The organism is Thermodesulfobacteriota bacterium (assembly GCA_040753795.1).
In the GTDB taxonomy this organism is placed as follows: Bacteria; Desulfobacterota; Desulfobacteria; order Desulfobacterales; family Desulfosudaceae; genus JBFMDX01.
The window spans coordinates 142,661-164,018 of the sequence record JBFMDX010000001.1 but is presented as its reverse complement, the minus strand read 5'-3'; the positions used below and the strand labels follow the sequence as shown (position 1 = coordinate 164,018).

At 56.3% G+C, this 21,358-nt stretch carries 14 protein-coding genes; 9 read left to right on the top strand and 5 right to left on the bottom strand.

Going from position 1 to position 21,358, the window contains the following annotated elements; all coding sequences use genetic code 11:
* Positions 1-13: 13 nt before the first annotated feature.
* Together AB1724_00795 and AB1724_00790 are read left to right on the top strand one after the other, a co-directional pair.
* Entirely contained in the window at positions 14-2,116 is a 2,103-nt protein-coding gene (locus AB1724_00795) for a tetratricopeptide repeat protein (GenBank protein MEW6076326.1), read from the top strand.
* Entirely contained in the window at positions 2,116-4,257 is a 2,142-nt protein-coding gene (locus AB1724_00790; protein MEW6076325.1) for an FAD-dependent oxidoreductase, read from the top strand. The genes AB1724_00795 and AB1724_00790 overlap by 1 nt, the downstream gene beginning before the upstream one ends.
* Positions 4,258-4,310: 53 nt before the next feature.
* Here AB1724_00790 and AB1724_00785 read toward each other — a convergent pair whose 3' ends face one another.
* The gene (locus AB1724_00785; GenBank protein MEW6076324.1) at positions 4,311-5,009 is read right to left on the bottom strand and encodes a GntR family transcriptional regulator; all 699 of its coding nucleotides are present in this window, start codon (positions 5,007-5,009) and stop codon (positions 4,311-4,313) included.
* Between the two features lie 310 nt (positions 5,010-5,319).
* Here AB1724_00785 and AB1724_00780 point away from each other — a divergent pair, with 310 nt between their 5' ends.
* Positions 5,320-6,312: a HEAT repeat domain-containing protein gene (locus tag AB1724_00780; protein ID MEW6076323.1), complete on the top strand. Its 993-nt coding sequence runs from the start codon at positions 5,320-5,322 to the stop codon at positions 6,310-6,312.
* Between the two features lie 42 nt (positions 6,313-6,354).
* Entirely contained in the window at positions 6,355-7,902 is a 1,548-nt protein-coding gene (locus AB1724_00775; protein ID MEW6076322.1) for a choice-of-anchor D domain-containing protein, read from the top strand.
* A 73-nt stretch (positions 7,903-7,975) separates the two neighbouring features.
* On the opposite strand, the gene AB1724_00770 is transcribed toward AB1724_00775, so the two are convergent.
* A complete protein-coding gene (locus AB1724_00770) occupies positions 7,976-9,655 on the bottom strand; it encodes a rhodanese-like domain-containing protein (protein MEW6076321.1) in 1,680 nt (559 codons plus the stop codon).
* Positions 9,656-9,672: 17 nt separating this feature from the next.
* Positions 9,673-10,563 carry a formate transporter FocA gene (focA, locus tag AB1724_00765; GenBank protein ID MEW6076320.1) on the bottom strand — a complete coding sequence of 297 codons (891 nt, stop codon included), beginning with the start codon at positions 10,561-10,563 and terminating at the stop codon, positions 9,673-9,675.
* Positions 10,564-10,804: 241 nt separating this feature from the next.
* Here focA and AB1724_00760 point away from each other — a divergent pair, with 241 nt between their 5' ends.
* Together AB1724_00760 and AB1724_00755 are read left to right on the top strand one after the other, a co-directional pair.
* Positions 10,805-11,494, top strand: coding sequence for an START domain-containing protein (locus AB1724_00760; protein MEW6076319.1), 690 nt, complete (start codon positions 10,805-10,807; stop codon positions 11,492-11,494).
* A gap of 330 nt (positions 11,495-11,824) precedes the next feature.
* Positions 11,825-13,351: a hypothetical protein gene (locus tag AB1724_00755; GenBank protein MEW6076318.1), complete on the top strand. Its 1,527-nt coding sequence runs from the start codon at positions 11,825-11,827 to the stop codon at positions 13,349-13,351.
* Here AB1724_00755 and AB1724_00750 read toward each other — a convergent pair.
* The gene (locus AB1724_00750) at positions 13,323-14,549 is read right to left on the bottom strand and encodes a DUF362 domain-containing protein (protein MEW6076317.1); all 1,227 of its coding nucleotides are present in this window, start codon (positions 14,547-14,549) and stop codon (positions 13,323-13,325) included. The two genes, AB1724_00755 and AB1724_00750, sit on opposite strands and share 29 nt — an antisense overlap.
* A gap of 132 nt (positions 14,550-14,681) precedes the next feature.
* Here AB1724_00750 and AB1724_00745 point away from each other — a divergent pair, with 132 nt between their 5' ends.
* The 3 genes from AB1724_00745 (at position 14,682) to AB1724_00735 (ending at position 17,787) form a co-directional block, all read left to right on the top strand.
* Positions 14,682-16,496, top strand: a complete 1,815-nt coding sequence (locus tag AB1724_00745; protein ID MEW6076316.1) for an ATP-binding cassette domain-containing protein — start codon at positions 14,682-14,684, stop codon at positions 16,494-16,496.
* A 62-nt stretch (positions 16,497-16,558) separates the two neighbouring features.
* Entirely contained in the window at positions 16,559-17,032 is a 474-nt protein-coding gene (locus AB1724_00740; protein MEW6076315.1) for an L-2-amino-thiazoline-4-carboxylic acid hydrolase, read from the top strand.
* Between the two features lie 2 nt (positions 17,033-17,034).
* Positions 17,035-17,787, top strand: coding sequence for a lysophospholipid acyltransferase family protein (locus AB1724_00735; protein MEW6076314.1), 753 nt, complete (start codon positions 17,035-17,037; stop codon positions 17,785-17,787).
* 208 nt (positions 17,788-17,995) lie between these two features.
* Here the strand turns inward: AB1724_00735 and AB1724_00730 are convergent, their stop codons facing one another.
* On the bottom strand, positions 17,996-21,319 hold the full coding sequence (locus tag AB1724_00730) for an AsmA-like C-terminal domain-containing protein (protein ID MEW6076313.1): 3,324 nt from the start codon (positions 21,317-21,319) through the stop codon (positions 17,996-17,998).
* Positions 21,320-21,358: the final 39 nt, after the last annotated feature.

Here is a 21,358-nt window from a genome sequence, read left to right as displayed (position 1 = left end):
GGGGTAGCAACCCATGGCCAAATCCGCCTGGCCCGCTGCCACGGCCTTTCTGCTTGTCGCGGCCGTTGTTCTTATATTCTTCCCGGTAGTGGGGTATGAATTTGTACACATTGACGACATGGATTATGTGGCGAGAAACCCCGGCGTCCAGGCCGGTCTTTCCCTGGCGAGCATAAAAGCCGCTTTCACTTCTCATTTTACTTCCCGTTCCGTGGGTATGTGGCTTCCCGGAACGTGGATTTCTTTTCTTGTCGACCATGCCCTCTATGGCCAGAATCCGGGGGGGTATCATCTGACCAATCTGATCCTGCACGCGGTCAATGCGCTGTTGCTGTTCGCGATTCTGCGGATGATAACCGGCTCGCTTTTCTCGAGCGCGCTGACTGCATTTCTCTTTGCCGTTCATCCCCTGCATGTGGAATCCGTAGCCTGGATAACCGAACGCAAGGACGTACTGTCTACTTTTTTCGGGCTGCTCTCCATCCTTTTTTATGTCCGGTACGCAACCGGGCGAGGGGTTGCTTCTTCATACCTTGCCGCGGCCTTCTTTTTTACCCTTTCACTTCTTTCAAAGCCCATGCTGGTCACTTTGCCATTTGTTTTTCTTCTACTTGACTGGTGGCCCCTGGAACGCCTGTACGGTAAAACATCCCCCCCGGAATATTCGCGGACACGTCTTATCCTGGAGAAGGTCCCCTTTTTGATGCTATCGGCCATGGCAAGCGCCGTCACCCTCTTCTTGATGCCAAAAGAGACATTGGCGTCACTGCCGATTTTCCTCCGCCTGGAAAACGCCTTTGTTGCCTATGCCGGATATCTTGTAAAAATGGTGTGGCCTTCCGGCCTGTCGGTTCTCTATCCACTTCCTCCGGCGGGGCCGGATACGGTCAAAGTCATCGGCGCTTTTGTTCTGGTGGCAGTGATTTCTGCCGGCGTGATAATGCAAAGAACCAGTCGGCCCTATCTGGCCGTAGGCTGGTTATGGTACCTGGGAACCCTGGTGCCCGTCATCGGTGTTGTCCAGAACGGCTTTCAGGCCATGGCCGACCGGTTCACCTATGTGCCGCTGGTGGGACTCTTTATCATGTTCGCCTGGGGGCTCCCGGATCTGTTGAGAACCTGGCGGCACCGCAAAACGGCCCTGGCGATTGTCTCCGTTTCGGTTGTCCTGGCGTGCATGGCTGTTTCGGCCTGGCAGGTCCGTTTCTGGAAGAACACCGTCACGCTGTTTGAGCGCGCCCTGGCGGTGACAAGCAACAACTGGTTTGCCCACTGTATCCTGGCAACGGCCCTCTACGAAAAAGACAACATCGAGGAAGCCCTGACCCATTTAAAAGAATCTCTCCGCATATGTCCCGATTGCTTCGAACCCCTTTGCGGAATGGCCGAGGTCCTAACTAAAGAAGAGCGGCCTTATGAAGCCATCGAATACTATCAGGCGGCTCTGCGGACGGGCGGCGACCTGGCCCGGCTGCACATCAACCTGGGGACTCAACTGGAAAAAGTCGGACGGACCGACGAGGCCCTGGCCCATTTTGCCAGGGCCGCCTCCCTGGAGCCGGACTCCATCATCGCTCCCTGGAATCTGGGCAGGTTGTTGTTGAAGGCCGGGAAATATCAGGAGGCGCTGCGGCAATTTGAAAAAGTCCTGGAGAAGAATCCACGGGCGGTTGAGGTCCTCGACAGCAAAGGCACCGCCCTTGTTGCCATGGGCAATGCCGGAGAAGCGCAGAAAGCGTTTGAGCGGGCCCTGGAGATCAACCCGGATTTCGCGTCGGCTCATTACAGCCTGGCCAGCCTTTTTGCCCGCACAGGCCGGCTCGATCAGGCTGTCCCCCATTTTGAAGCGGCTTTACGCCTGGAACCCGGTCATGTAAAAGCCCGGTTAAACTTCGGCAATACGCTTCTTTTCATGGGCAAAAAGGACGAAGCCATGGCACAATACCGGCAGGCCCTGGCCGTAAAGCCGGACTTCGCGGAAGCGTACAAAAACCTGGGTCTGTTGCTTGCCGCCGGCGGCAATACTGAAGAAGCCGTCTTCCACCTAGAGGAAGCCCTGCGTATCAATCCCGGCGATCAGGCGACCCGGGCCGCCCTGACAAAACTAAAAAAATAATGAAATCAACCACCGCTAGAATGATTGCCGCGCTGGTGATAGCCTCGCTGATCACTGTTTTTTTTGCTTTTGATCTCGGGCAATACCTCAATTTCAACTATCTGAAATCCCGGCACGCCGCCCTCGTATCCTTTTACAGCGGCCATCAATTCATGGCCATGGCGGGTTATATGGCCGTGTATGTCATTGTCGCGGCGTTGTCGTTTCCAGGCGCCGCCGTAATGACCCTTGCCGGGGGAGCGATTTTCGGGTTCTGGCGGGGTCTTGTTCTGGTATCCTTTGCCAGCAGTATCGGCGCGACGCTGGCATTCCTGATGGCGCGATTTTTTCTGAAAAATGCCGTTCAAAAGAAATTCGCTGACCGGCTGGAAGCCATCAACCGGGGAATCGAGAAAGATGGGGCCTTTTATCTGTTCTCCCTGCGACTGGTTCCTGTTTTTCCTTTTTTCGTGATCAATCTGGTGATGGGGCTCACGCCGATCCGGACAAGTGTTTTTTATTGGGTAAGCCAGGTCGGCATGCTGGCCGGTACAGCAGTGTATGTGAACGCCGGCACCCAGTTGGCGAAAATCAATTCCATGACCGGCATTTTATCGCCCGGCCTGATGGCTTCGTTTGTGCTGATCGGCATTTTTCCGTTAATGGCCAGAAAAATAACCGCCGCGATCAAAAGAAGAAAATTCATGGCACCATATCCCCGACCGAAAAAATTTGATTACAACCTGATCGTCATCGGGGCAGGCGCCGCCGGTCTGGTAACATCGTATATCGCGGCGACGACACGCGCCAGGGTGGCACTCATCGAAAAACATAAAATGGGCGGCGACTGCTTAAATACCGGATGCGTGCCGAGCAAGGCCCTGATCCGGTCGGCAAAACTACTCGCCGATGTGCGGCGGGCCGGGGAATTCGGATTTGACGGCGGGAAAATGGACGTTGATTTTTCACGTGTCATGGAGCGGGTCCGGCGGGTGATCCAAAAGATCGCGCCCCATGATTCGGTGGAGCGGTATTCCCGACTCGGGGTGGAATGCATTTCCGGAGAGGCAAGGATCACCTCACCGTATACGGTCGAGGTTGACGGCAGGACCCTGATCACCCGGAAAATCGTTGTCGCCACGGGAGCACGGCCGTTTGTGCCGCCCATCCCCGGGTTGGATCAGGTGCCGTATCTGACCTCGGATAATATATGGGGCATCGGAACCCTGCCCCGACGCCTGGTGGTGCTGGGTGGCGGGCCCATCGGATGCGAACTGGCTCAAACCTTTGCCCGGTTCGGGTCGATGGTCACTCAGGTGGAAATGATGCCCCGGATTATGGGCCGGGAAGACGAAGAGGTGGCGGCCCTGATTCAGGACCGGTTGGAAAAAGAAGGGGTCCGGGTACTGACCGGGCATCAGGCCCGGGAAGTAAAGACGGAAAGCAGCCAACCCGTTCTCATCTGCAACGAAAACGGCCGGGATGTTTCCATCCCCTTTGACGCCATCCTGGTGGCGGTGGGACGGGCGGCCAACATCAGCGGGTTCGGCCTGGAGGAACTGGGAATCGAGTTAACCTCACGGAGAACCCTTCAGGTCAATGAATTTTTGCAGACCAATGTTCCTACCATTTATGGGGCAGGTGATGTGGTCGGCCCCTATCAATTTACCCATGCCGCCGCCCATCAGGCGTGGTATGCATCAGTTAACGCTCTTTTTGACGGATTGAAATCATTCAAGGTCGATTACCGCGTTCTTCCCTGGACCACCTATACGGATCCCGAGGTTGCCCGGGTAGGGTTAAGTGAAATCGAAGCCGGAGAAAAAGGGATTTCCTATGAACTGACCCGCTACGATATCAGCGATCTGGACCGGGCCATCACCGATTCCGAAGATGTCGGGTTTGTAAAAGTGTTGACCCGGCCCGGCACGGATAAAATTCTGGGCGTCACTATTGTGGCCGCCCATGCGGGCGATATCCTTTCGGAATATGTTCTGGCCATGAAACATGGCCTGGGGCTCAACAAGATTCTGGGCACCATCCATGCCTACCCGACCATGGCCGAAGCCAACAAATACGCGGCCGGCGAATGGAAAAAAGCCCATGCCCCGGAAAAAATCTTAACGCTTCTGAAAAAATATCATTCCTGGATGCGGGGGTAACAACAGCGGCGGATTGTTTTCGCCATCAAAGCATATTGCGTCCGCTGACGCGTTTATCGTGGCTGCAACCGGTTCCAGAACTCAATGCTTTCCACCATGGTGCGGTACACGACCTTTTCAACCGCCTCCGGCCCCCGGGGCAGGGCCTCCCGCAACTGGGCATAGTATTCGCGGGACGCCTTCATGGTTTCTGGCATGGTAAAATAGAGCGGCGCCAGGGTCTTAAACAGGGTGACAAAGTCATTCAGGATCAAGGGATAAATGCGGTTTCCGGATTCCTGGGCCATCACTTCCTGTAAATCCCAGTCATACTGGGCAGTGGGCTCCGGCTCACAGGGAATATCCGGAAATCGTTCCAGGAATTTCAGCAGTACTTGAGGGGCACGGCCGGCCGCGGCCCTGGCCACAGCAGGCATCAGCACCCTTCGCAGTTCCAGCAGATCGACGATAAAGTCCTCCGGAAGATACTCGCCGTATTGAGCCAGGGTACCCAAGATGCTCAAGCCGCCTTTGCGCCAGTAATCACTGACGATGGTGGATTTCCCCTGATGGATGGTAATCCACCCCTCGGCCGCAAACCGCTGAAGATTTTCCCGCAGGGTGGGCCGGGTGACGCCCAGTTCTTCCGCCAGAGCGCGTTCATTGGGCAGACTGGTTCCCGACGGATAAGTACCGTTCAGAATCCGGACAAGAAGCCGGTGCCGCGTGAATTGCGCGGGCCGCATGGGAACGTTGTTTTCATTTTGAGACATGAGTTCTTTTTTCCCCTTTTCCGACAGTGGTCTAACCTCTTACCGCTGTCTATTATCATAATGAACGCCGGCAATTCAATATGTTCATTTTAAATCACAGTAACCGGGTTCCATCGTCCGACCCTGATTCCTGCGCGTCAATCAACTTTAATAACAATCAACAGATTGAAATTAAAAGGGGAAAAAACTATTGACAAACAGGAGGGCGGTGCAATATGTTCATCCGACTGGTAAGACCACTTACCTCATTAGTGGAAATCATGGTTTTCAGATAGGACCATTTAAAAAAACAAAGCATAAGGAGCGGAAAATGAAGAGACACCAATTGATTGGCGCCGCGATGATGTTGCTGATTCTGGCAGTCCCATTGGCGGCCATGGCCGACAGTGCGGTCAGCAGATTGAAACATGCTAACACCCCCGCCGAATACGGCGCGATATTCGAAGAAATCCTGGACCAGGGAGACGCTTCGGCAGGCGAACTGCTGGCCCTGCTCAGGGAAGACGTGCCGGCCGGAGATCCGGCTGTCATGCAAAAGGCCTGGGAAGCAAAAGTGACGGCCATGAACCTTCTGGGCGAAATGAAAGCCCAGTCCGCTCTGGTCCTGCTGGGAGACATGCTGAAAGATTCCGACAATGTCAGCGCCATTTATAATGCCGGCCGGGCCATCGGCCGCATCGGCGGCACGAACGCCTTTAACATTCTGAAAAACATCCTGGCGGAAACAGCCGGTGCCGATAACGAACTGAGCGAAGCCCGGAAAAAAGCGGCCATCGTCGGTCTCGGTCTGTGTGAAAACGAACAGGCCATCGAACTGCTGCGGGACGAGTTGAATAATGCCGCCAACACGGACATCGTCCGCATTTATGCCGCCGGTTCGCTGGGCATGCTGGGCGTCAACGACGGGCTTGATGTTGTGAAAGCCCGACTTGATTCAGAAGATGCCGATATCAGGCTGGCCGCCATCAGAGCCTTGGGTCTGATCGGAGATGCTGATGCCATTGCGGATCTGAATAACGCGGTCGGCCCGAACGGAATGGCTGTGCCGCGGAGAGCGGCGCAACTGTCCGTGGCCCAGATCACGGCCGCCCGGATGACCGGTGACGAAAAAGTCCGCTTTATTGAAAAAGAGTTGATGAAGAATTCGCACGACACGGCCTTTATCCAGTGGGGGACCATGCAGTTGAAAAAAATCCGCTCATCGGCTTCCATGAACGCGCTGGCCAGCCTGGCCGGCCAGCCGGGCCAGGAAATGGCGATCCTGCGCCAGGCCGCCAGGATCCGGATGAAATCCGCCTTATAACCCTATATAAAAAATATTCTTGATATTTACAGGAGATAAGAAATGAATTTGACGCGAATGTTCATCACCCTGTGCTGCGTTTTTATCATGGCCTCGTCCGCTCTCGGATGGGATAACAACGTGTCCCACCCCGGCATGACCAATGCCGCCGCCGACCTGCTGATGGGCACGCATCCCGAATACGGCTTTCTGAGTAATTATACGTATTTTAATCTCGCCACCGACCCCCAGCTCACGTTTATGGATGAAGGTTCGGTCAAAGAGGATTACGCCTTAAGCGCCGACTGGAATACGGCTGTCTGGGGCAGCCAGCAGGATTCTCGCGTTCCATCACTGTCCTGGAAGAGCCACGGATACGAGCCGACCACCGGCGAAACCTGGTATGAAATGCCGGATTTCGCCAATGCCTTTGTCTATTCGGAAAACATCTGGAACGATGTCATCTCCGCCGCGAACGTCTACTTCCAGATCGGCCGTTTCTGCCACATCATCGAAGACATGGCTTCTCCCTCCCACGCCAACGCCGATCTGCATATAGACGGCGACGATCTGGAAACCTATTCCAACTACCATTTCGGCGAAGTCACCTATCTGACCAACCAGTTGAGGACCCCGTCAACCGACGGCCTGACGGCCCAGGCCGGCCTGCCCCACCCGACCATGACCACCGACTATTACGGCGACTATGTCCGCAACGTCGCCTGGCGGACCTATTACATGACCACCTATTACGGCGGGAACCTGGTCGAAGTCGAAGGGGACGCCCAACCGGACAGTGAACTCAAGCGCATGTTTCCTTACAGCTCCGGTAGCGGCCTGCGTTATGACGACGGCGGCTGGTTTGTCAATGACAGCTACCAGATTGATGCCGTCGGCTACAACTGGATTGGCTACGGTGTCGGCAACAACCCGGACTGGTGGAGTTGCCCGGGCGAGACCGGGTACTTCTACCTGGAAAATATCGACGGCGACTGGTCAACCTGCGATCCCAGCATCGCCGGGAACGGCGTGGCGCCGGCAGTGTTCAAGATCGACAAATTCCGCCGCGTCAGGTCCACGGACAATCTCGGCCTGGTCCTTGCCGCCAACAGCAAAATTCTGGCCAGGATCTACTGCGAAAATCTCAATCCCTTGGCCACGGAATGGGCGGCCGGATTTATCAAATTCGCCGTCGACACGGTCGGCATCACCCCTCCGCCGGTCGTCAATCCTGAGATTAATATTCTTGGCAGCGGGATATCCATTGCCGACGGCGACGCTTCCCCCTCTCTGACGGACGGCACCGATTTCGGATCAACCAAAGTCGTTGGTGGTACGATCGTCAAGACATTTACGATATCCAACACGGGCAACGGCGCCCTGTCGCTTAACGGCTCACCGGCTGTGTCCATCACCGGGACCCACGCGTCGAACTTCACGGTAACGGCCGTTCCGGCAACGTCCGTCGCGGCCGGCGGAAGCACCACTTTCAAGATCACCTTCGATCCGTCCGCGGTCGGCCTGCGTACCGCCACCGTCAGCATCGCCAATACCGACGGTGACGAAAATCCCTACAACTTCTCGATCCAGGGGACCGGCACGAAAAAATAATTCCGGGTTTTATCTCATCTCTTTTCAAGGGGGCACGGAACCGTGCCCCCTTTTTCTTCAATCAACGTCTCATTTAAAGGGCGGGCAACCCGTCTAACATATTGCCATCAGCGGAACCGTTGAGCTGAAAACCCACGACATCCCTGTCCGATGTAAAGGTAATATAGGTGGCTCTGCCAATACTCCGCGGGGCGAATACATTTTCAGCCAGGTTGACCACCTTGGCATGGCCCTCGACGGTAATCGTCTGAACAGCCACCTGGTTTCCATTATCATCATAAGCGGTCAGGGTAACAGCGGCCGCATCGTTTTCCGTATTGACAAAGGCGACACCGGTCCAGCCGTTTTTTTCGATCTTGGGGAAAGCGCCCGCTTTCGCTCCGGCGCCGCTCCCTTCCGCATAGGCCGCAAGCTGTTTCCCATCCAGGGTGCCGAAAAGCTCGAATCCGACCAGCGGCCGGGTGGAATCGATGCGGAACCAGGCGGTATCATCCGGAAGATCAAGGTTCTTCACCACGCCGATATATTTTTCCCGGCCGGCGATAACCAGGGAGGAGGCGGCAAGAGCGGATCCCGCCGCGCTGTACGGGGTGAGGGTAATTTCAGAAGCCGCGTTCGAGGGGTTATACGCCACGATTCCGGTCCACCATCTGGTGATATCAGCCACGTGAGGATAGTATATGGTTGAAACCGTATCGTCCGTCAGGAGAAGACCGTCCAGCTGGTTGGCGCTGCCGAACAGTTCCAGACCGATAATACCGCCGGCATTGGTAATCACTCCGGATTTAATATCCGGCTGCGGTTGCCCTCCGAACAGTCCGGCGATGGTAAAGATCCGGTGTTCCCCGGCGGCAACGGTGAGGTCACTTCGCCGCCCGTTATTAAAGCTGATGGAAAGATTCTTTTCTTCAGCACTGGTATTCACCAGACTGATTCCGGTCCAGAAGGTTTCGTTTTCCGCTATGTGCGGAATATAAATGTTGGCCGTGTTTACCTCGGTGACCGCAGGAATTGCCGTCCGGTATTTGCCGTCCTGAAAAAACTTCGTGTAACCCTGAACCGTTCCTGTGGCTTCGGTAAAAACAATGTAACCGATACCGGCATGGTCTTGAAATTCATCGCTGACGGTGATCTGTTTTCGGCCCCGGGCGGGGAGGGATACGGTTCTGACATTTACGATCTGGCCATCATCGCCGTAAGCCTTCAGCGTGCCCGTGACGGTTTGACCGGCGCCGGTATCAATAATCGCGATCTCCGTTTCCCAGGGAGACCGGGTGGTCACGTGCGGGAAGTAAATCGCCGGGCAGGTCACGTCGCAGTTCTGCGTCTCCCCCTGCCAGGCATCCATGCCGCTGCTCATCGTGTAGACACTGGTAAAGCCCTGACCGTCAAGAAAGGCCGCGGCTTGAGCACTGCGGATCCCGCTTTCGCAGACCAGAAGAAACATGGAGTCCGGATCAAGCTCGGTGTAATGACTCTGCAGATACGCTGTCCAGGGATAATTCAAGGCGCAGGGAAGATGTCCCATCGTGCAGTATGTTTCATACGCACGCACATCGATGATCGTTCCCGCCGTTCCGGCCGCGAGACGGGCTTCGACCTCGGCGGGGGTGAACGTCGTGTAGGCCATGGCCCTGGTGACGACGCCCGGTGCAAACTGCGAAAGCAGCATCAGGACGAACAGGACCAGACAGACGGCAGGCCGTTGTCCGCTCCGGAGACACGGCCTTTTCGTAATATTCATATCTGACATGGCACCCCTCCTTAAAATTAATTATCGTCATGAGGTTGATCAAACAGCGGTACCCGCGGCTTGCGGATATAGATAAACCAATAGACCATGCCGACCAGCAAAGCGCCGCCGATGATGTTGCCGATGGTCACGGGCAGCAGATTGCCGATCAGAAAATTCTTCACCGTCAGATGGGAATAATTTTCGGCAGCGCCGCCGATCAGGGTCCAGAAGTGGGCCGGCGCCCCGGCTTTAATAAGCAGGCCTACGGGGATGAAGTACATGTTGGCCACGGAATGTTCAAACCCCGCGGCCACAAAGGCGGCGATGGGTAAAACAATGGACAGGATCTTGTCGGTGACGCTTCGGGCGCTGTAGCAAAGCCAGATGGCCAGGCACACCAGGACGTTGCAAAGGATGCCGCGGGTCAGGGCGGAAACAAAGTCAAGCCCGCATTTCTGGTCGGCGATCAGGAGAGCGTTGAGCCCTACCGCTCCCTTGCCGAGCATATACTGCCCGGCGACAAACATGGTGGCTGCCGCCAGCACCGACCCGACAAAATTACCGAGGTAAACAATCCACCAGTTTCGCAGCAGTTGCCGATTGGTGATCTTCCTGCTGGCCCAGGCCATGACGATCATGTTGTTGCCCGTGAACAGTTCCGCCCCGCCGATGACGACCAGCACCAGCCCCAGGCTGAATACCAGCCCGCCCAGGAGACGCGTCACGCCGAAAGCCGTTTTCTGCGCGTCCCCGGCAGTGACGGTTGTCGAAAAAACAGCGCCAAAAGCGATAAAGCCACCGGCCAGAACGGCCAGGAGAAACATGTTGCGCCAGCCCAGGGTCGCTTTCTTCACCCCGACCGCCTCGGCCTTGACGGCCATTTCCGGAGGCAGGAGCGCATCAATCGGATGGGTCGTGTTCTGCATGTGCTGATGTCCTTATGTTAAGTTCTGGTGTATTGGATAGAATAAGACACATAAAATAAAAAAGAAAATAAAAATCGCATGTTGGACTATTCGCCCGGTGATTTTTTGTCACGACCGGAAGATTGATCAGCCACAGATTCGCCGGCAAATATATCTGGCATATTATTTGCTGTTTAAACGACGTTCCACCAGGGAATCCGGGGAACCGGACTGGCGAAATTCTTTAAATAGGAAGCCCTTGTTGATTGATATCAGAAAAACCTATAGCCCGGGGGCCTGGACCGTAACCGTTTTTTTGTTTGTGCTCCTGCCGAGCCTGTCCTTCTGCTCCGAAACGGAATGGAAACACCTTTTTACCCGGGACGGTATAGACGTGTATCGGAGAAGCTCACCCGAAACCGGCGTTTACGCCTTCAAGGGCATCGGTTCAGTGGAGGCCGGAATCGATGTGGTCGGTTCCGTTCTTCAGGATATTGCCGGCTACCCCCAGTGGGTGGCCAGGTGCAGGGAATCGGTGGTTCTCAAGGAAATCAACCGCGATACCAGAGTGTTTTATACCGTCATCGACACGCCAAGGCCTTTTAAAGATCGGGACATTATTTTAAGCAATACAACGGTTTATCACCCCAATGAAGGCCTGGTCGAAATAAACTTCAACGTCTTCAACCAGGACATTCTCCCTCCCCGGGAGGGATACTGCCGGGTGAACGAATTCTCAAGCCAATATTTGATTGAGCCCCTCAGCCCGGACAGGACCCGGGTCACCTTCGTATTCAAAGGAGACCCCGGCGGCAACATCCCCGTCACCATCGCAAACTGGGTGGAAAGCAGAACCTATCCGCATTCCATTATCATGGGGTTAAGGGAGATGGTCCGGAAACGCAAGTGCGTCTCAGCAATCCGCGCCGATGATTTTACGGATCGGAATTAACCCGGCAGCGACACCTTTCGGCCTCGTGTCCAAACCGGGAAAACAAGCCGGTGCAAATTCTTGTTTACGTTCCGAACAACAACTTTTGAATACTGTAAAACAGGACAGGCCGTCCTATTACAGTGGAATTTCAATAAACGTTTTTTCGGATGTGATGACGAAAAGACGCTCCTCAAAGCAAGAGAGGCCTGTTAGCAGCCGATAATCAATTGACATCAGCGGGCATTATTCTACAATACCTTCATGGAAACGTCTCCGCCCCAGCAAGCCGCCCCACCCTTTCTCTTGCCGCTGTTGATCATACTGTTCCTTTTTATTACTGAACTGATCTTGATCCTGAAAATAAACGACGGCTTTTTTCTTCTGCTTTTCGATGATGCCTATATTCATTTTGAACAGGCCAGAAACATTCTCGCCGGCCATTACGGCCATAACCCGGGCGAAATATCCGCCCCGAACTCCAGCATCTTATGGCCCTTTATACTGGCCCCCTTAACCCCCCTGCCGTTCTTTGAATGGGCTGTTCTGCTGCTCAACCTGGGAATCGTCATCGCCATCGTCCGCATCCAATACAACATCATCACCCCGATGTTTTCCCGGCTTCCCGAACGACTGCGAACACGACGCGGACAGGCCCTGCGCTATCTGCTGCTGATTTCCCTGATTTTCATTCCCAACCTGATCCTGCTGCTTTTCAGCGGCATGGAAACCCCCCTGCAGATCCTTCTGGCCCACCTGATCCTTCTGGGGCTGATCCGCGAGCATCAGACCGGACGGATGCCCGCTTACCTGACCATCGCCCTGCTGCTCTCCCCCCTGATCCGGTACGAATCATTGGCCCTTGTCTGCCCCGCCCTGATCCGGCTTTTTTCACGTAACCATCGCGCCGGATCCGTCTTAACCGGCCTGATCATGGGCCTGACCCTCTTTCTTTTCTCTTATTATCTTTACCGCCACGGCATCGGCATGCTGCCCACTTCAATAACGGCTAAAACTATTCATCAGAACGGCTTCGGCAACCCGCTGCGCGGCCTCGGGATCAATATTTTCCTGAATCTGACCAACCCCTTCAGCCTGCCCCTCATCCTTCTCCTGTTAAGCCACGTGCCGGCATTGACGGCCGATCGCTGGCGCCAATACCGCGGGCTGGCGGCGGTCGTGTTCTCCGCCGGAGGGCTGCACCTGATTTTCGGAAATATCGGCCCCCTGCCCCTGTTCCGTTATGAAGCCTACATTCTGTCCCTTCTGGCCGTCAGCGCCGCCTGGATTTACCTGGCCGACACCTTCCGGTACCCGGGCGGAACAATGCGAGCCGTCTTCTTCGGTGTCATGCCATTCCTGGTCCTGTCTCTGCCATCGCTGATCATTACCACCCTGGTTCCGGCCATATCCAACGCGGCCTATCGACATCCCTACCAGATGCATCGGCTGATCACGGAATTTTATCCCTACCCGGCGGCGATTAATGATCTGGGCTGGGTGACTTACAAAAATTCCGCCTATGTTCTGGATTTGTGGGGGGTGGGATCGATCGAAGCCCTGCGCTGCGGAATCCAGCGCGACAGCTTGTCTTGCGTGGCCCGACTGGCCCGTGAAAAAGGCGTTCGTCTGGTGATGATCACCAGCGCCTGGTTTAAAAACGTCCCCGGCGTCTGGATAAAAATCGGCGAATATTATCCGGGGAAGAACCCGCCGCTGCTGGATCCCTTTGTCAGAGGAATCGTCAACCATGTTGATGTTTACGTCACCGATCAGCGCTACCGCCAGGAAGCGATCGAAGCAATCGGGGCATTCAACCGGACGCTTCCCCGGGGCGCGGAATTTATCTTCAGCCCGTCAGCAGACAACCCCGGATAAACGCCGAGGCCACGGCATCTGCCTCTTCCGGGTTGATATCCTCCCAGTGAATATCTTCGGGCAGGCCCCCGTTCCGCTTCAGGGCGTTTTGCACCGCCGGATGCGAGTAGATGTTGCCGGCCTGATAGAAGGGCAGTGAAGGAGTGGCGTTCAGCCAGTAATCATCCTTCCATATCCAGCGGACAAAGCCTTTGTTGATCAGGGAGCGGAAGCGGGTCAGGGTGCCGCTGGTGGCGTCCGAATAAAACGGTATTGACTCCCGGCGGTTCCATTTGAGCCAGGCCGAGGCAAACACCTCGTGGGCCAGGATATCCGTTGACGCGAAAACCAGGCCCTGCCCGGGAGCGACGACATGACCGTTGTCCGGCCCGAAATTCGCCAGCACGCGCCGGCCGGAGGAAATCAGCAGCCGCAGCCGGGAACGGATTTCGGGAACCTGATTGACCTCCTCGTACATGGCGTAAAAAGCGCTGCCGCCCTGATGAAACAACAGCCGGCTGTCTTCACGCAGAAAGCCCACTCCCAGCTTCATGCCGGAAGTGATGTCTCCCATGATATGAGAACCGACCCGGGGCAGGTACACCAGGTGATCGACCTGATCCAATATATTTGAAACATAAAGCGGACGGTCCCAGTGGGACGATCCTTCGGACCGGGTTTCCCGGTAAGCGTCATATCCGGCCTCCTCAAAAAACACCGGCCGCGCACCTGTCTCGTCTATCACCCGCAGAAGACCGGCCGACCGGCAGCACTCCCGGGAAGAGCCCCGTTTTGCCGCGGCGGTCCAGTGAACGGATTCCACGCCGCTCTGATCGCCCGCCAGTACCTGGCCGGCCCCTTTTTCATAAAGCAGCTTCACCACGCAGTAAAGCGACCAGGGATCGGAGGTGGCCGGGAACGGTTTGCCTGAATTCAGGGCCAGCTTGACCAGCACCCGGTCTCCGGGCCGCAGCCAGGAAAAATCCGTGGCGGCTTCGGCCGTTTTTTTAAACAGGTGGTAGTAGTCGGGGTGCCCCGCCCCGGGCACCCAGCAACTGGCCACGCACGGCTGGTATCCCGGCAGTCGATTCATGGCCTCCGGCATTCGGCCGGCTGAGCGGGGGTTGAGGCCAACGCACGACGGCATCATGCCGGCCGCGGCCATGACCGCCGTTGCCTTCAGAAAATCACGACGGGAAAATCCGTGTTCGATGGTCATACCGCCTCCGGACGAAACTCCGGAACGTTATTGATCCGGGTATGGCGCCATGATACATAAACGCAGGCAGTGAAACAAGTATCCATATTAACGAAAATACAAGTCCTCTCTCCTTAACGGAAACGACCGGATATGGCCCTGATCAGCATGCATGACGTGCGCTGGGGGTTCGGCGAACCCTATCTGCTGGACGGCATCAGCTTGAACATCGAGAAAGGCGAACGGGTCGGGTTGCTGGGCAGAAACGGTGTCGGCAAGACCAGCCTGCTACGGCTACTGAACCGGGAAATCCTGCCTGACGGCGGCGAGATTGTCCGACAGCAGGGGGTCCGGGTGGCCGTCCTGGAGCAGGATGTCCCCACCGGATTCACCGGCACCGTATTTGATGTGGTGGCGGGCGGACGGCGTCCGGCCACGGATGATGCCCAAAAAGATACGGGCACTGGAGACGAATGGACGCTGCGGCAGCAGGTCGAAAGCGTTCTGTTCCGGACCGGCCTTGACCCGGATAAACCGTTTGCCGACCTGTCGGCGGGCATGAAACGGCGGACCCTGTTCGCCCGGGCACTGGCCATGTCGCCCGACCTGCTGCTGCTGGATGAGCCGACCAACCATCTGGATATCGACAGCATCGTCTGGCTGGAGGATTTCCTCCTGCGCCAGGTCAAGACCCTGATGTTTATCACCCATGACCGGATGTTTCTGGAAAAAATCGCCACCCGGATCATGGAGCTGGACCGGGGTCGGCTGACCGCCTATGCCTGCGATTACAAGACCTACCTGCAGCGGCGGCGGGCGGAGCTGGAAATCGACGACCGTCACCAGCGCCATTTCGACCGTAAACTTTCCCAGGAGGAAGCCTGGATCCGGCAGGGCATCAAGGCCCGACGCACCCGCAACGAGGGCCGGGTGCGCGCCCTGGAGGAACTCCGGGCCGCGGCCCGCCGGCGCCGTGCCCGAATCGGCCTGGCGCACCTGGAAATGCAGGAGGCCGAGCGCAGCGGCCGGCTGGTCATCGAAGCCGAAGAGCTGACCTACCGTTACGGAGACCGCCCTATCGTCAAGGACTTTTCCACGACCATCATGCGCGGAGACAAAATCGGCATCATCGGGCCCAACGGCGCCGGGAAAACCACCCTCATCCGGCTCCTGCTTGGTGACATCGCCCCGGACAGCGGCACGGTCCGCCACGGCACCTGCCTGCAGACGGCCTTTTTTGACCAGCTCCGGACGGGCCTGGACGAGCAGAAGACGGTTGTCCAGAACATCTCCACGGACAACGACTATATTGTTTTCAACGGCCGCAAACGCCACGTGATCAGCTACCTTCAGGACTTTCTCTTTTCCCCCGAACGTTGCCGCACACCGGTTTACGTACTCTCGGGCGGAGAGCGCAACCGCCTGATGCTGGCCCGGCTCTTTACCCGGCCGGCCAACCTGCTGGTGCTCGACGAGCCGACCAACGACCTGGACGCCGAAACCCTGGAGCTGCTGGAAGAGCTGCTGTTTTCCTTTGACGGCACCTTGCTGCTGGTCAGCCACGACCGGAGTTTTTTAAATCATATTGTCACCAGCACCCTGGTGTTTGAAGGGCCGGGGCAGGTGGTCGAATACGCCGGCGGATACGATGACTGGCTGCTCCAGCGTCCCCGTCCGGAAGCCCTGCTGCAGCCCGAACCAAAGCCGGCGCCGGCCCGCCGCAAGCCGGAACAGGAAAAGACCAGACGACTGACCTTCGCCCAGAACCGGGAACTGGCGGCCCTGCCGTCCGAGATAGAGGCCCTGGAAGCCGAACTGGACAGCCTTCAGGCGGCCATGGCCGACCCGTCGTTCTACAAGCAGAGCCGGGAAAAAATCGTGGGGGAGCAGAACCGCCTCAAGGCCGTGGAAGAGCGCATCGCCGCTGCCTACCGCCGCTGGGAAGAGCTTGACGCGCTGCCGCGATAATGGAATAAATACATTTCGGACCTGGAAACGATCACGGATCAATTTCATCAGAGGCAAGGGACATGATGAGATTCTGGAAAATGGTTCTGACATTGTTTTTTCTGCCGCTGGCCCTTTCGTACCGGGCGGCGGGAGTTATCCTGGGAAAGGACCGGGCGAGGCGGCTGTTTTACGACGCCATCGTCGCCGGTTCGGCCCGGGTACTGGCCTGGAACATCCCGACCCTTAAAAATGGCCAGCCGTTTTCCGTGTTTTCAGACCGCTTTGCCCGGGTGCTGTCCCGTATGCCCTTTGAAACCATCCGGGTGACGATCCGAACCGCGGACACCTTCCAGATCAACATCACCCGCTGTCAGTTTGTCGAGGTGTTTGCTCTGCTGGGCATGCCGGAACTGACCCCGGCCCTGTGCCAGGGCGACGTGACCTTCTGTGACAAATTCCAGCCCCTGATCCGTTTTGAACGGTTTCATACCCTGGCCGCCGGCGACGGATTCTGCGACCACACCTATTATTTCAGAAACGACCGGGAGACCTGACCATGTTACGACGAATCGTATCCGCTCTGTTCATCGCCTACATCGCCGTTTCCTGCGCGGTGTTATATTGCGTGGCCCTGGCCATCTGGCTGCTGACGGTGCTGGTCGACCGGCGGCTGGCGATCCTGCACTGGTTCACCTGTCTGTGGGGCTCCATGTACATCTGGATCATGCCGGCCTGGTCGGTGACGGTGGTCGGCCGCGAAAAAATCCCCCGCAGGGGCAGCCGGGTGATCGTCTCCAACCATCAGTCCCAGCTGGACATCCTGGTCTGCTTCACGCTCTTTTTTCATTACAAATGGGTATCCAAGGAAGAGATGTTCCGGGTGCCGTTCATCGGCTGGAACATGACCCTGAACCGCTACATCCGTCTGCGCCGGGGCGACAAGGAGAGTATCATCAAAATGCTGGCCGACGCGGAAAAGGCCCTGGATCAAGGCAGCTCGGTCTTCTTCTTCCCGGAGGGCACCCGCTCCCCGGACGGCCGGGTGAAAGCCTTCAAGCCCGGGGCCTTTCACCTGGCCAGAAAGACCCGCAAGCCGATCCTGCCCATCGCCATCAGCGGCACCACCCGGGCGCTGCCGAAAAAAAGCATGAACTTTCACGGCTTTCACAAGATCCGGGTGACCATTCTGGATGAAATCCCCTACGAGGACTTTGCCGGCCTGACGGACGAGGAGACCGCCGAGATGGTCAGAACCCGCATCATCGAGCATGTGGACGACCACCACCGGAAACCGGATCCCGTCAGTTAACGAGTGTCCATCCAAGGCTATGAAAAGGGACACTGAACCGTTTCCAACCCAGTCCCGCCATGGCGGGATTGCGCAAGGTCAAGGAAAACAAGGGGTTTTGCGGAGGCGACCTTTTCGTACGCCGCACAAAAAGCCCCGCAGTTTGACGCAGAGATTGCGAAAAAAGGCCATTTATGGATGGAAACTAACGAGGCCCGGTCCGGGTTCACTATGGCGGCGTTTCTTTGGGCTTGCTTTCGTACAGCAGAAAGACGTCGGGATTCTTGACGGTGCCCCTGATCTTGAAAGGGATAAAAACGACGCTCTTTTCGCCCCGCCCCATTTTTTTCCCCACATAAGGGATCAGGGTCACAATGGAATCAATGGTTTTAAAAGGAGTAACATAGGCCACCAGGTCCATGGCGGTAGTCTTCAGATCGATAGTTCCCTTGAAAAAAATATTCAACCCTTCCCCGATAATCTTGGTCTCATCGATAGTCAGAATGTTGTCCGCGATTTTTCCCCTCACCTTGATGTCCGAAAAAGGATAGCCCAGGGTGAAAAATTTTTTAACCACGTTCAGCGAAATCAGGTCGGTCACGTTCAGCAGGGTAAAAATTTTCGAAAGAATCACCATCCCCTTCATGGTCCCATCTTTCACCCGGAAGTCGATATGACCGCCGGTCCAGCTACCCGGCGTCCCTTCGATGACCACGTCAAGGGAATACACCCCGGAAATTTTTCTGTCTTTTATCCCCAGGCAGTCCAGAAGCTGCTGGGCGTCGTTTTTTTCACGGGCGCCGGTCAGAAACGTCAGGAAGGTCTTTTCCGGCGGCAGACCAACCATTCCGGAGATGGCGGCGTCGCAGATGCTGCCGGTATTAATGGAAACGGAGACCCGGTTGCCCGGCTGCATCAGGTTGATCGTGCCGGTTAAATCATGGCCGGTGAACTCCCTGGCCGTTGAATCCATGATCGCCTGGGCCGTCGACGGCTCCGACTCGGGGTTGTATTGAAAAATATTGACGTCAAAGTTGATGGTTCCCGTCGCCGCCATACCGCTCAGTGTTGTAGACGCCGGTGAAGGAGACGGGGAGGAAGACGAAGAAGCGGCATCACGTTCTTTGAACAGGTTTTTTAAGTCGTTAGACAGCCGCTTCAGATTGGCGACTGAAATATACCCCGATCTGGCGTTCAGTTCGGTCCTGATCCCGGCGTCATCCGGAAAGTAAACACGCCCGTCAACAAAAACAAATTCGTCGTTGAGGTTAAGGTCCGCCTTCTTGATCTCAACAAAAGAGTCCTGGCCGGAAACTACAGTATTATTAATTGTAATACGGCTGTCTTTGATGAAGAAGGTGCTGCCCGATGCTTCCAGATTCCCCTTGAACCGGTGGGCGGAGGCATGGGAAAAATCATAGGCCAGTTCGCAGTCGCCGGTAATTTTTCCGTTGAGAAAGCGGTTGTTTTCCAGGATCGTATCCAGGCTCTTTTTCCGCAGGCTGCCGGAAAATCCCACCGTCAGGCCCGGAGACCGGCGCCGGTCAAGCGACAGCCGGACCTCGGCGGCTTCATCCGCCGAAGCGATGATCACCTTCTTCAGATTCACCCGGCCTTCGGCCACGTTCATATCCAGACGGCTGGTAACGCTGTCGGCGCCCTGCCCGGATACAATGGTCCCGTTCAGGGAGACGTCCTTTCCGTTGAAGACGATCGTTAACGGCTTCACCTGGCAGGGAGAGCGGGGAAAAACCATGTCCGGAATCCAGCCCTTTCCCCTGATCCATTGAGCCGTCTGCCGCTCGACGGTCCCGGTAACCGTCAGGGTTCCGGCAAAAGTCTTCCAGAGCGTATGCGAAAAATCGGCTTCCAGGGTCACCCGCTCGCCGGACATGTCCAAGGGTATGGATGGTAAAACGATCCGTTTGCTGCTGATCCGGGCGTCCGAGACCCTGACCCGGGCTTCGCCCGGCAGGAGGGGAGAGTCAATCGTCAACCCGTCGGTACTGACCGTGGCGTCATAGTTCAGCTTGCTGATATCCGTTATGGGTCCCCGGACCGTCACCTTTTTTACCTGAAGCGGACCGGAAACGGAGCGGATCACCGGCTCCAGAATTTGCCGGGCGGACGGGTACGCGATAACTTCCTTCAACAAGGGACCCGCGTCCAGGCGGGCGTCGATATCATCGATATCCAGCACTACCTTTTCTTTCCAAAAGACCGTGCCGCTGGTGTCATCAATCCGTTGCGATCCGATCTGGCCCTGAGCCCCTGCCCAGGTCAGCCGGTCGGGATAGATCGTCAGATCGCCGCGTTTGAATAAAATGGGTTCCTGCAAGCGCCCATACTCAATCCGGCCGTCCGATGACAGGATGTCGGCGTTAACTGCCAGGTGATGCAAATCGTCGCCGATTTCCAGGCGGCCCCTGGCCCGCCCTTTGACGCTGCTTATTTTCTGAAGTTCGTTGACGACCGTCTCTTTATGCTTGAGTAAATTGTTGGCCAGCCACCCGCGCAGTTCATCCAGATCGGCGTCCACATCCACGGCCAGCTGAAAAACGGGATCCCGGCCAAGACCCAGCCGGAAGCTGCCGTTCTTACCGGTGGACTTTCCCAGGCCGGCGGCCAGTCCCTGCCCGTTCAGGATGGCGTTTTCGATGACCACGGAACCGCGGCCGTGTTCAATGGGAAGGTCGATTTTCGGAACGCGGATGGAGACATCATCCGCCAGAGCCGAAATTTTCATGGCTTCCAGATGATTCAAATCCTCGGCATACCCCGTAAACCCATAATGCCCTTCCTTCACCCGGCCGCCCCTGACGATATCACATACTTTTTGGGCGACCCGGTGCTCCCCGAAAAGCAGGAGTACAATATCCCGGGCCCGGGTCAGGTCGATATTTTCACCGTCGATGTCCAGGCGCCAGTAATTTTTCAGAACGCCGGTCTCTTTCTGAAGCTGCCTTTTCACGCTGACCTGGGAAAGAATACGATCGGCAAAAGAAAACCGGCCGTCGGTTTTTACCATCAGACCGTCATGATGAAACCGGACGTCGGCGTTGATTCCGGTAATTTCCGTACGGGTTTTCTGCGCCGCCAGCTTATCCAGAAAACCGTCGGCAGGTAGCAGCAAATGACCGTCCTTGATCTTTAAGGAAAAAAATGGCGGCGGCGTTTTCTGGACTGCCCCGCTCTTTTCTTCGGTGTTCGCCGATGGTCGCAGGGATTTGACGACGATCACCGGCTGCTCCAGCATCATCCGGCCTGCGGACTGCCATTTAATCAACCCGACGATATCCGGATAAACAATACCGTGGGGAAAAGAAACGTCCAGGCGGGAATGGGACAACCTGGCCTGATACAGAGACACCCGGGGAAACGGAAACCATTCCCAGGCGATCCTGTCAAAATCAGCCTTGATGCCGTATTGAACGTCAAGCGCTGATTTAAAGGCGACCTGAACCGGTTTCAGGCTGATGGCGTGGGGCAGGGCGACAAGCAAAACCCCCAGCAGGATCAGGCCGGGCACGAGAATTCTGACTGCTCTTTTCATAAAACCACACTATCGTGAATACCTCGCAGCGGCTCGGGA